This window comes from Leclercia sp. M50, assembly GCF_037150775.1.
Classification (GTDB): domain Bacteria; phylum Pseudomonadota; class Gammaproteobacteria; order Enterobacterales; family Enterobacteriaceae; genus Enterobacter.
The window spans coordinates 18,128-28,815 of sequence record NZ_JBBCPK010000059.1; the positions used below are offsets into that span (position 1 = coordinate 18,128).

A 10,688-nucleotide genomic window follows, 5' to 3' on the forward strand; every position below is an offset into this window, starting at 1 on the left:
CTGTTTTACTCATAAATTGATGCAATAAATCAATTTTATTTCTCAAACGGAGTTAAGCACAATAGCGTTATCTGTTTTCAGGAGTATTTATGAAACTTTTGCGCATTCTTGATCCGTTCACCCTTATTCTTATCGTCGTGGTTCTGCTCGCCTCTTTCTTCCCGGCTCGCGGCGGTTTTGTCCCCTTCTTTGAAGGCTTAACCACCGCCGCCATCGCCCTGCTGTTCTTTATGCATGGGGCAAAACTCTCCCGTGAAGCGATTATCGCGGGCGGCAGTCACTGGCGACTGCACCTGTGGGTAATGTGCAGCACCTTTGTTGTTTTCCCGGTCCTGGGCGTGCTGTTTGCCTGGTGGGCACCGGTCAACGTCGACCCGGCGCTCTATACCGGTTTCCTCTATCTGTGCATTTTGCCAGCTACGGTGCAGTCGGCCATCGCCTTTACCTCCATGGCGGGCGGCAACGTGGCGGCTGCGGTCTGTTCAGCCTCCGCCTCCAGCCTGTTGGGGATTTTCCTTTCGCCGCTGCTGGTGGGGCTGGTGATGAATATGCATGGCGCGGAGGGCAGTCTGGAGCAGGTGGGCAAAATCATGCTGCAGCTGCTGCTGCCGTTTGTGCTGGGACATCTTTCCCGCCCCTGGACCGGGGCATTTGTGGCGAAACATAAGAAGTGGATCGCCAAAACCGATCAGTCATCGATTTTGCTGGTGGTCTATTCTGCGTTCAGCGAAGCCGTGGTGCATGGTATCTGGCATAAGGTTGGAGTCGGATCGCTGCTGTTTATCGTGGTGGTCAGCCTGGTGCTACTGGCGATTATCATTGCCATCAACGTCTTTGCCGCCCGCCGCTTTGGGTTTAACAAAGCTGACGAAATCACCATTGTCTTCTGTGGCTCGAAAAAGAGCCTGGCTAACGGCATCCCGATGGCCAATATACTGTTTCCAGCCTCGGTGGTTGGGATGATGGTGCTGCCGCTGATGATCTTCCACCAGCTGCAGCTGATGATCTGTGCGGTGCTGGCGCGTCGCTACCGTCGCCAGACCGATGAGTTGCAGGCCCGGGAGCAGGCCCGCGCGGCAAAAGTTTAAGGATGTCTCAGGGGCTGAACCAGCTGGGTCAGCCCTTCGGTTTTAATCAGCAACGTTAAGGCCATCAGCTCACCCAGACGCCCGGCAGGAAATTCATCCTTACGGGCAAACCACAGCAAATACTCTTCCGGCAAGTCAATCAGCCGACGGCCTTTATACTTGCCGAACGGCATTTCGGTGTTGGCAATCTCAATAAGCTGCGCTTTATCCACGTTACTCTCCCAACAGACGCAGCATTTCGGCTTCGTCGATGACCGTAATGCCCAGCTCCTGCGCTTTGGCAAGTTTAGAGCCCGCCGCTTCACCGGCAATCACCAGGTCGGTTTTCTTCGACACGCTGCCGGCCACCTTCGCCCCCAGCGCCGTCAGACGCGCTTTAGCATCATCGCGTGAAAGCTGGCTCAGGCTGCCGGTCAGCACCACGGTTTTGCCGGCAAACGGGCTGTCGATCTCGTCGGCGTTGATCGCCACCGGCGCAGGCCAGCGGATCCCCTCGTTAAGCAGCTGGCCGATAACGTCGCGGTTGCTCTCTTCCGAGAAGAAGTTAAAGACGTGGGTAGCAACCACGATGCCAACATCCGGCACCTTTTGCAGTTCGTCGATCGTCGCCTTTTCCAGCGCCTCCAGCGTACCGAAATAGCCCGCCAGCCCCGCCGCCGTCGCCTCGCCCACTTCACGGATCCCCAGTGCGTAGAGGAAACGGGCAAAGGTGGTCTCTTTGGCCTTTTCCAGCGCGTCGGCCACATTCTGGGCAGATTTAGGCCCCATGCGATCCAGCCCGGTCAGCTTACCGGGCGTCAGGCGGAACAGATCGGCTGGCGTATGGACATACTCTTTCTCTACCAGTTGGTCGATGATTTTGTCGCCCATACCGTCAACATCCATCGCCCGGCGGGAGACGAAATGTTTCAGGGACTCTTTGCGCTGGGCACCGCAGACTAAACCGCCGGTACAGCGGGCTACGGCCTCTCCTTCGACGCGCTCAACGTCGGACCCGCACACCGGACAGTGGGTCGGGAACTCAACGGGGCGCGTATCGTCAGGACGCTCTGATTCCACTACGTTCACCACCTGCGGGATCACATCCCCGGCACGGCGGATCACCACTTTATCGCCAATTCGCAGCCCCAGCCGGTCGATCTCATCGGCGTTGTGCAGGGTTGCATTGCTGACCAGTACCCCGGCCACCTGAACCGGCTCCAGACGCGCCACCGGCGTTATCGCCCCGGTACGGCCCACCTGGAACTCAACGTCGCGCACAAAGGTCATCTGCTCCTGCGCCGGGAACTTAAAGGCTACCGCCCAGCGCGGCGCACGGGCGACAAAGCCAAGCTGTTCCTGCAGCGCGAGGGAGTTGACTTTGATCACCACCCCGTCGATATCGAAGCCCAGCGTCGGACGATCGGCTTCGACCTGACGATAAAACGCCAGCACGGCCTCCGGCGAGTCGCACAGCTGCACCCGGTTGCTGACCGGCAGCCCCCAGGCTTTAAACTGCAGCAAACGGCCCAGATGGGTATCAGGCAACTCTCCCCCTTCCAGGATGCCGACCCCATAGCAGAAGAACGTTAGCGGGCGCTTCGCGGTAATGCGCGGGTCGAGCTGGCGCAGCGATCCGGCGGCGGCATTGCGGGGGTTGGCGAAGATTTTGCCGCCGGTACGACGCGCCTCTTCGTTAATTTTTTCAAATCCCGCCTGGGGCAGGAAAACTTCGCCGCGCACTTCGAGACGTGCCGGAATGTTCTCGCCATGTAATTTGAGCGGAATCGCGCGGATGGTACGCACATTGGCGGTAATGTCCTCGCCGGTGGTGCCATCGCCGCGGGTGGCCGCGCGGATCATCACCCCATTTTCGTACAGAATGCTGACGGCCAGACCATCCAGCTTTAGCTCGCAGCACCAGCTCAGGGCATCGGTATGTTTTAGGCGATCCTGGACGCGTTTGTTGAAGGCGAGGAAGCTCTCTTCATCAAAGACGTTATCCAGCGACAGCATCGGCACTTCATGACGTACCTGGCTGAAAAAGGCCAGCGGTGCCGCCCCGACGCGCTGAGTTGGCGAGTCCGGTGTGATTAACTCGGGGTGCTGCGCTTCAAGCTCGCGCAGCTCACGCATCAGACGGTCATACTCCGCGTCCGGCACTTCCGGCGCATCCATCACATGATAGAGATATTCATGGTGGCGAAGCGTGGTTCGCAGTTCGGTGAGTTGTTGTTCGATTGAGTCCATGTCGCACCATTAATGAGAAAAACCCCCGACAGGCGGGGGTTGAGGAGTTGTGAAACAAACGCGAATGTTTACGCGTTAGCTTCTTTCACTTCGCGGATGCGGTCCTGATATTCGCGCAGTTTCTGCGGCGTCATCATTCGACGCTGATCGTCGAGCACCATACCGCCCACTTCATCGGCAATATGCTGAGCGGACTGCAGCATCAGCTTAAAGTTTTGCAGTTCATCGCCATACGAGGGCACCTGCATAAAGATGGTAATGCCCGGCGTCGTGAAATCGCCGGTCATCTCCGGATCGAAGGTTCCCGGATTAACCATATTCGCCAGGCTGAACAGCGAAGGGCCGCTGCCGTCAGGGCTGAGGTGGCGATGGAAGATATTCATATCGCCAAATTTAAAGCCCGCCTGATGAATGCTGTTAAGCAGCACATCGCCATTCAGGGTGGTGCCCTGGTGAGCCGCAACGCTCATGACAATCACCGTCTCTTTACGCTGTGGTTTTTCAGCCACTGGCGCGGCCTCGACAACCGGCTCCGGCTCTGAAACCGGTGCTGGCGCAGGGGCTGGTTGCGGCGCTGGCGCAACAGGCTGCGGCGCCTGCTGTACGACAGGTTGTGGCTGCGGCTGTGGTTCAGGCTGCGCGGCATATTGCGGCTGCGGCACCGGCTGCTGACGCACAGGTTCATGCTGCTGCGGCACGGGCTGCTGTCGCACAGGTTCATGCTGCTGCGGCTGCGGCTGGCGTACCGGTTCGGCCACGGGTTGCGGCGCAGCGGGACGTGGCTGTGCAGATGCGTAAGGCGGCTGGTACTGATGCTGCGGAGGCTGACGAGGCGCTTCATGCTCCCCATGGCCTGCGCCGGGCGCAGTATTGGCCCGATGAACGCGTACTTCACCCACACCCTCATCTTCCATGTCGTCGATATCCTCATCGCTATCGTCGTCACGGGTAGACTTCATGCGCTTCAGTGGGCGATCGCGAAACATAGAAGAGCGCTCTTTACGGCTGGTCCAGAAACCATGTACCAGTAAAGCGATTATGGCGATCGCGCCAACAATGATTAATATCAGACGCAAATCCTGCATCATTATATTCTCTGTTGTTCTAACACCTTGCCACCACGGCAAACATTTACTCACTAAGAGTATTTGCCGATTACGTCAAGTGCAAGTGCGTGCAGAGCATTCGCAGCATAAAGATGAGTTAAATCGTGCTTTTTGCTGTTTTTTCGAACATTTCCGAACTGGTCAACGTGCCGCAACTGGCTAATATAGGCAGGCAATTTCACTGGTTGTGATAAAAGGAGCTCAACCTGGTTATGGTTTCATCGACATCTTCCCCTTCACGCAGCGGCGTCTGGTACTTTTCGCAGGGCTGGAAACTGGTTTCCCTGCCCGGCATCAGACGCTTTGTGATCCTGCCTCTGCTGATCAACGTTCTGCTGATGGGGGGCGCCTTCTGGTGGCTCTTTACCCGTCTGGACAGCTGGATCCCGGCGCTCATGAGCCATGTCCCCGACTGGCTGCAATGGCTGAGCTATCTACTATGGCCGATTGCGATCGTTTCGGTGCTGCTGGTGTTTGGCTACTTTTTCTCGACGCTCGCCAACTGGATCGCCGCGCCCTTTAACGGTCTGCTCGCCGAACAGCTGGAAGCGCGGCTGACGGGCGCCACGCCGCCGGACACCGGCGTGCTGGGGATCATGAAAGATCTGCCGCGCATTATGAAACGCGAATGGCAAAAGCTGGCATGGTATCTGCCCCGCGCCATCGTGCTGCTGCTCCTCTATTTTATTCCCGGCATCGGACAAACCGTAGCGCCGGTACTCTGGTTCCTGTTCAGTGCGTGGATGCTGGCCATCCAGTATTGCGACTATCCCTTTGATAACCATAAGGTGCCCTTCAAAGAGATGCGCACCGCCCTGCGCAGCCGTAAGATGGCCAATATGCAGTTTGGCGCGCTGACCAGCCTGTTCACCATGATTCCGTTCCTTAACCTTTTCATCATGCCGGTAGCGGTGTGCGGCGCGACGGCGATGTGGGTAGATTGTTATCGCGACAAACACGCTTTGTGGAAATAAGTTAAAAAGAGGGGTGGCTTATGCCGCCCCTTATTCCATACTGATCCCCATTATTTCTATGCAGCATATAGATATGCGATTTCCTTACTTCCCCCTACCTATGCAACAGGTATGCTGGGACGGTATCCCAATTTCAAACAGTTAAGGACAGGCCATGAGTAAGATTTTTGAAGATAACTCGCTGACTATCGGTCACACGCCCCTGGTTCGACTGAACCGTATCGGTAATGGACGCATCCTGGCGAAGGTAGAATCTCGTAACCCAAGCTTCAGCGTAAAATGCCGTATCGGTGCCAACATGATTTGGGATGCGGAAAAGCGTGGCGTACTGAAACCGGGCGTTGAGCTGGTTGAACCAACCAGCGGTAACACCGGTATCGCGCTGGCCTACGTTGCCGCCGCGCGCGGTTATAAGTTGACGCTGACCATGCCAGAAACCATGAGTATTGAGCGTCGTAAACTGCTGAAGGCCCTAGGCGCAAATCTGGTCTTAACCGAAGGCGCAAAAGGCATGAAAGGCGCTATTCAGAAAGCAGAAGAAATCGTGGCCAGCGATCCGGCTAAATATCTGCTGCTGCAGCAGTTCAGCAACCCGGCTAACCCGGAAATCCACGAGAAGACCACCGGTCCGGAGATCTGGGAAGATACCGACGGTCAGGTTGATGTCTTTATCTCTGGTGTGGGTACCGGCGGTACGCTGACGGGCGTGAGCCGTTATATTAAAGGTACAAAAGGTAAAAAAGACCTTATTACCGTTGCCGTTGAGCCAACCGACTCTCCAGTCATTGCCCAGGCGCTGGCCGGAGAAGAACTGAAGCCGGGCCCGCATAAGATTCAGGGTATCGGCGCGGGCTTTATTCCGGGCAACCTGGATCTGAAACTGATTGATAAAGTTGTGGCTATCACCAACGATGAAGCCATTTCTACCGCGCGCCGCCTGATGGAAGAAGAGGGTATTCTGGCGGGTATCTCCTCCGGTGCTGCCGTAGCCGCCGCGTTGAAATTACTCGAGGATGAAACCTTTACCAATAAGAACATCGTGGTTATTCTTCCATCGTCGGGTGAGCGTTATTTAAGTACTGCCCTGTTTGCCGATCTCTTCACTGAGAAAGAACTGCAACAGTAGTGCCAGAATGTAAATATCGCGTAAAAAAGCACCCAACTGGGTGCTTTTTTGTGGCCTGCTTCAAACTTTTATCTCTTCCGGCATTGCTCAACCCCGTTGGCTCTGGTATTTAAGCTGACAATTATTTTGAAGCACGAAATTAATCGATCCAGGAATTCGCGCTGCTGAATCGATTTTATGATTTGGTTCAAGTCTTGCTTTCGCGGCATAATGTTTAATGTCGAGCGAGACGTCAGCAGCCTGACATGCCAGTGCCGGAATACGTTTGACACATTTGTGCCTCGTGCCGTTAAGCCGGTGCTAACAATACAGGCTAAAGTCCTGCCGCCAGGCTAGACTTTAGTTCCACAACACTAAACCAATAAGTTGGGGAAATACAATGTTCCAGCAAGAAGTTACCATTACCGCTCCGAACGGTCTGCACACCCGCCCTGCTGCTCAGTTTGTTAAAGAAGCAAAAGGCTTCACTTCTGAGATCACTGTGACTTCCAACGGCAAAAGCGCAAGCGCAAAAAGCCTGTTCAAACTGCAGACTCTGGGTCTGACTCAGGGCACCGTTGTGACCATCTCCGCGGAAGGCGAAGACGAGCAGAAAGCAGTTGAGCATCTGGTTAAACTGATGGCTGAGCTCGAGTAAGTATCCGGGTTCTTTTAAATATCAGTCACAAGTAAGGTAGGGTTATGATTTCAGGCATTTTAGCATCCCCGGGTATCGCTTTCGGCAAAGCACTTCTGTTGAAAGAAGACGAGATCGTCATCGACCGGAAAAAAATTTCTGCTGATAAGGTAAATCAGGAAGTTGAACGTTTTCTGAGTGGCCGTGCAAAAGCATCTGCGCAACTGGAAGCGATCAAAACTAAAGCTGGCGAAACTTTCGGTGAAGAAAAAGAAGCCATCTTCGAAGGGCACATCATGTTGCTCGAAGATGAGGAGCTTGAGCAGGAAATCATAGCCCTGATTAAAGATAAAGGCATGACAGCGGATGCCGCTGCGCATGAAGTTATCGAAGGTCAGGCATCTGCCCTGGAAGAGCTGGACGATGAATACCTGAAAGAACGCGCGGCTGACGTGCGTGATATCGGTAAGCGCCTGCTGCGCAACATCCTTGGCCTTGCCATTATCGATCTGAGCGCGATTCAGGATGAAGTTATCCTGGTTGCTGCCGACCTGACCCCGTCAGAAACCGCACAGCTGAACCTGAACAAGGTGCTGGGTTTCATCACCGACGCGGGTGGCCGTACCTCCCACACCTCTATCATGGCGCGTTCTCTGGAGCTGCCAGCCATCGTGGGTACCGGTAGCGTGACCGCACAGGTGAAAAACGACGATTATCTGATTCTGGATGCCGTAAACAACGTGGTTTACGTCAACCCAACTAACGAAGAGATCGAAAAACTGCGTACCGTTCAGGAGCAGGTTGCGACTGAAAAAGCGGAACTCGCTAAGCTGAAAGATCTGCCTGCTATTACGCTGGATGGTCATCAGGTAGAAGTGTGCGCAAACATCGGTACCGTACGCGACGTCGATGGCGCTGAGCGCAACGGCGCGGAAGGTGTCGGTCTCTATCGTACTGAATTCCTGTTCATGGACCGTGACGCCCTGCCAACCGAAGAAGAGCAGTTCGCTGCCTATAAAGCGGTTGCTGAAGCCTGTGGCTCCCAGGCCGTTATCGTCCGTACCATGGACATCGGCGGCGACAAAGAGCTGCCGTACATGAACTTCCCGAAAGAAGAGAACCCGTTCCTGGGCTGGCGTGCCGTGCGTATCGCAATGGATCGTAAAGAGATCCTGCGCGACCAGGTCCGCGCTATTCTGCGCGCCTCCGCTTTCGGTAAACTGCGCATCATGTTCCCGATGATCATCTCTGTTGAAGAGGTGCGTTCACTGAAGAAAGAGATCGAAATCTTCAAACAGGAACTGCGCGACGAAGGTAAAGCATTCGACGAAGCTATCGAAGTTGGCGTGATGGTAGAAACCCCTGCTGCCGCGACGATTGCCCGTCATTTAGCCAAAGAAGTGGACTTCTTTAGTATTGGTACCAACGATTTAACCCAGTACACCCTGGCAGTTGACCGTGGTAATGATATGATTTCACATCTTTACCAGCCAATGTCCCCGTCCGTACTGAACTTGATTAAGCAAGTTATTGATGCTTCTCATGCAGAAGGTAAGTGGACAGGCATGTGTGGTGAGCTTGCAGGCGATGAACGTGCTACACTTCTGTTGCTGGGTATGGGTCTGGACGAATTCTCTATGAGCGCCATTTCCATCCCGCGTATCAAGAAGATTATCCGTAACACGAACTTCGAAGATGCGAAGGTGTTAGCAGAGCAGGCTCTTGCTCAACCGACAACGGACGAGTTAATGACGCTGGTTAACAAGTTCATTGAAGAAAAAACAATCTGCTAATCCACGAGATGCGGCCCAAATTACTGCTTAGGAGAGAAGTCTAATGGGTTTATTTAGTAAACTATTCGGTGACAAAGGCAATAACGACACCGGAACTATTGAGATTGTTGCTCCGCTGTCTGGTGAGATCGTCAACATCGAAGACGTGCCAGATGTCGTATTTGCTGAGAAAATCGTTGGTGATGGCATTGCTATCAAACCAACCGGTAACAAAATGGTTGCACCGGTTGACGGCACGATTGGTAAGATTTTTGAAACCAACCATGCATTCTCTATCGAATCCGATAGCGGTATTGAGCTGTTCGTTCACTTCGGTATCGACACTGTTGAACTGAAAGGCGAAGGCTTCAAGCGTATCGCTGAAGAAGGCCAGCGCGTTAAAGTTGGCGATCCGGTGATTGAATTCGATCTGCCACTGCTGGAAGAGAAAGCCAAGTCTACCCTGACGCCGGTTGTTATCTCCAACATGGACGAAATCAAAGAGCTGATTAAACTGTCCGGCAGCGTCACCGTGGGTGAAACCCCGGTTATCCGCATCAAAAAGTAATTTTTGCCGCACAGAAAAATGGCGCCTTCGGGCGCCATTTTTGTTTGTCAGAGGGGTAAAACCAGCTCGTCGTACCCTTTTTCCTGAGTATACTGCATGACCTGCGTCACCCTCTCCCCTGCACGGCTTATGGCCGCCGCCACGCTCTCATTCTGCACCAGCGCGCTGACAAGCTCTGAACAGAAGAGATCGCCAGTACCTTTAAGATCGACGTTGACGCGGGGATGGGTACTGATTGTCACCTCGTCATGGGATACCAACACCACATGAATAGCGTCAGCGTCACCAGCCACGGGGGCGCTGGTAATCGCTACCCACTGCAGCGTATCAGAAAGTAGCCCTTTTGCCGCGGCAATGGCGCTGGCGTTATCCCGACACGATTTGCCACTGAGCACTTCCAGCTCGTAGACATTGGGCGTAATCCCCTGCGCCAGCGGCAGCAGATGCTGACGGTAGGCTTCCGGGATTTCGGGTTTAACGTAGGTTCCGCTATCGGTATCGCCAATGACCGGGTCCACCAGGATAAAGAGATCCGGATGCTGCGCCTTAATCGTGCGCAGCCAGTTCGCCAGCAGGATAATCTGGCTGGCGCTGCCCATGTAGCCGGTGGTGACCGCTTTCAGCTCCCGCAAAATGTCCCGCTCTTCCAGCGCCTGCAGGTAGCCGCTGAACCATTCGTCGGGGATCACCCCACCGTAAAAGGTGTCGTAGTGGGGGGTATTACTGAACAGCACGGTCGGTATCGCCGTCACGTTGAGGCGGTGCTGGCGAATATTAGGCACCGCAATGCTGTTACCCACGCTGCCGTACACCACCTGTGACTGAACCGCCACAATATCGCTCTGCTGCGCCCGGGTTTTATCCCGGAATAAAATCATCTCCATCGCCTTTAGATCCCTGCGCCCTGCGCATAGCTCTCCTCACCAAACACGCCGGTAGAGAGATAGCGATCGCCGCGATCGCAGATGATCGCCACCACCACCGCGCCCGGCACCGCCTGTGCAATGCGCAGGGCGCCCGCTACCGCGCCGCCTGAACTGACGCCGCAAAAGACACCTTCGCGCACGGCCAGTTCACGCATGGTATTTTCCGCCTCGCGCTGGTGAATATCCAGCACCTGGTCCACAAGCTGAGCATTAAAAATGCCCGGCATGTACTCCGCAGGCCAGCGGCGAATACCGGGGATGCTGCTCCCCTCTTCCGGTTGCA

The 10,688-nt window shown here is 54.8% G+C and carries 11 protein-coding genes; 6 read left to right on the forward strand and 5 right to left on the reverse strand.

Annotated features, from left to right (window positions below; all coding sequences use genetic code 11):
* Positions 1–89 precede the first annotated feature (89 nt).
* Positions 90–1,088, forward strand: a complete 999-nt coding sequence (locus WFM46_RS15060; protein ID WP_103180634.1) for a bile acid:sodium symporter family protein — start codon at positions 90–92, stop codon at positions 1,086–1,088.
* Here the strand turns inward: WFM46_RS15060 and WFM46_RS15065 are convergent.
* From WFM46_RS15065 to zipA, 3 genes are all read right to left on the reverse strand, one after another.
* A complete protein-coding gene (locus WFM46_RS15065; protein ID WP_336997944.1) occupies positions 1,085–1,300 on the reverse strand; it encodes a DUF3820 family protein in 216 nt (71 codons plus the stop codon). The two genes, WFM46_RS15060 and WFM46_RS15065, sit on opposite strands and share 4 nt — an antisense overlap.
* 1 nt (position 1,301) lies before the next feature.
* Positions 1,302–3,317 carry an NAD-dependent DNA ligase LigA gene (gene ligA / locus WFM46_RS15070; protein WP_180209688.1) on the reverse strand — a complete coding sequence of 672 codons (2,016 nt, stop codon included), beginning with the start codon at positions 3,315–3,317 and terminating at the stop codon, positions 1,302–1,304.
* Between the two features lie 68 nt (positions 3,318–3,385).
* The gene (gene zipA / locus WFM46_RS15075) at positions 3,386–4,405 is read right to left on the reverse strand and encodes a cell division protein ZipA (protein WP_180209687.1); all 1,020 of its coding nucleotides are present in this window, start codon (positions 4,403–4,405) and stop codon (positions 3,386–3,388) included.
* Between the two features lie 230 nt (positions 4,406–4,635).
* On the opposite strand from zipA, the gene cysZ reads away from it, so the two are divergent.
* The 5 genes from cysZ to crr all read left to right on the forward strand — a co-directional run bounded on the left by cysZ (position 4,636) and on the right by crr (position 9,479).
* Positions 4,636–5,397, forward strand: coding sequence for a sulfate transporter CysZ (cysZ, locus tag WFM46_RS15080; RefSeq protein ID WP_103180640.1), 762 nt, complete (start codon positions 4,636–4,638; stop codon positions 5,395–5,397).
* Positions 5,398–5,551: 154 nt separating this feature from the next.
* Positions 5,552–6,523 carry a cysteine synthase A gene (cysK, locus tag WFM46_RS15085; protein WP_039029656.1) on the forward strand — a complete coding sequence of 324 codons (972 nt, stop codon included), beginning with the start codon at positions 5,552–5,554 and terminating at the stop codon, positions 6,521–6,523.
* 379 nt (positions 6,524–6,902) lie between these two features.
* Complete coding sequence (ptsH, locus tag WFM46_RS15090; protein WP_000487600.1) at positions 6,903–7,160, forward strand: phosphocarrier protein Hpr; 258 nt, start codon at positions 6,903–6,905, stop codon at positions 7,158–7,160.
* A gap of 44 nt (positions 7,161–7,204) precedes the next feature.
* Positions 7,205–8,932 carry a phosphoenolpyruvate-protein phosphotransferase PtsI gene (gene ptsI / locus WFM46_RS15095; RefSeq protein ID WP_103824678.1) on the forward strand — a complete coding sequence of 576 codons (1,728 nt, stop codon included), beginning with the start codon at positions 7,205–7,207 and terminating at the stop codon, positions 8,930–8,932.
* 43 nt (positions 8,933–8,975) lie between these two features.
* Positions 8,976–9,479 (forward strand): PTS glucose transporter subunit IIA, encoded by a 504-nt coding sequence (crr, locus tag WFM46_RS15100; protein ID WP_039029658.1) that lies wholly within the window; start codon positions 8,976–8,978, stop codon positions 9,477–9,479.
* Between the two features lie 47 nt (positions 9,480–9,526).
* On the opposite strand, the gene pdxK is transcribed toward crr, so the two are convergent.
* Positions 9,527–10,363, reverse strand: a complete 837-nt coding sequence (gene pdxK / locus WFM46_RS15105; protein WP_103180643.1) for a pyridoxine/pyridoxal/pyridoxamine kinase — start codon at positions 10,361–10,363, stop codon at positions 9,527–9,529.
* A 5-nt stretch (positions 10,364–10,368) separates the two neighbouring features.
* Positions 10,369–10,688, reverse strand: a 320-nt coding sequence (locus tag WFM46_RS15110; RefSeq protein WP_336997945.1) for a pyridoxal-phosphate dependent enzyme, incomplete at its 5' end; no start/stop codon positions are given.

What these genes read in the sequence shown, in the direction of transcription:
- WFM46_RS15060 (WP_103180634.1), top strand. Translation starts at nt 90, where the DNA reads ATGAAACTTTTGCGCATTCTTGATCCGTTCACCCTTATTCTTATCGTC.
- ligA (WP_180209688.1), bottom strand. Translation starts at nt 3,317, where the DNA reads ATGGACTCAATCGAACAACAACTCACCGAACTGCGAACCACGCTTCGC.
- zipA (WP_180209687.1), bottom strand. Translation starts at nt 4,405, where the DNA reads ATGATGCAGGATTTGCGTCTGATATTAATCATTGTTGGCGCGATCGCC.
- cysZ (WP_103180640.1), top strand. Translation starts at nt 4,636, where the DNA reads ATGGTTTCATCGACATCTTCCCCTTCACGCAGCGGCGTCTGGTACTTT.
- cysK (WP_039029656.1), top strand. Translation starts at nt 5,552, where the DNA reads ATGAGTAAGATTTTTGAAGATAACTCGCTGACTATCGGTCACACGCCC.
- ptsH (WP_000487600.1), top strand. Translation starts at nt 6,903, where the DNA reads ATGTTCCAGCAAGAAGTTACCATTACCGCTCCGAACGGTCTGCACACC.
- ptsI (WP_103824678.1), top strand. Translation starts at nt 7,205, where the DNA reads ATGATTTCAGGCATTTTAGCATCCCCGGGTATCGCTTTCGGCAAAGCA.
- crr (WP_039029658.1), top strand. Translation starts at nt 8,976, where the DNA reads ATGGGTTTATTTAGTAAACTATTCGGTGACAAAGGCAATAACGACACC.
- pdxK (WP_103180643.1), bottom strand. Translation starts at nt 10,363, where the DNA reads ATGGAGATGATTTTATTCCGGGATAAAACCCGGGCGCAGCAGAGCGAT.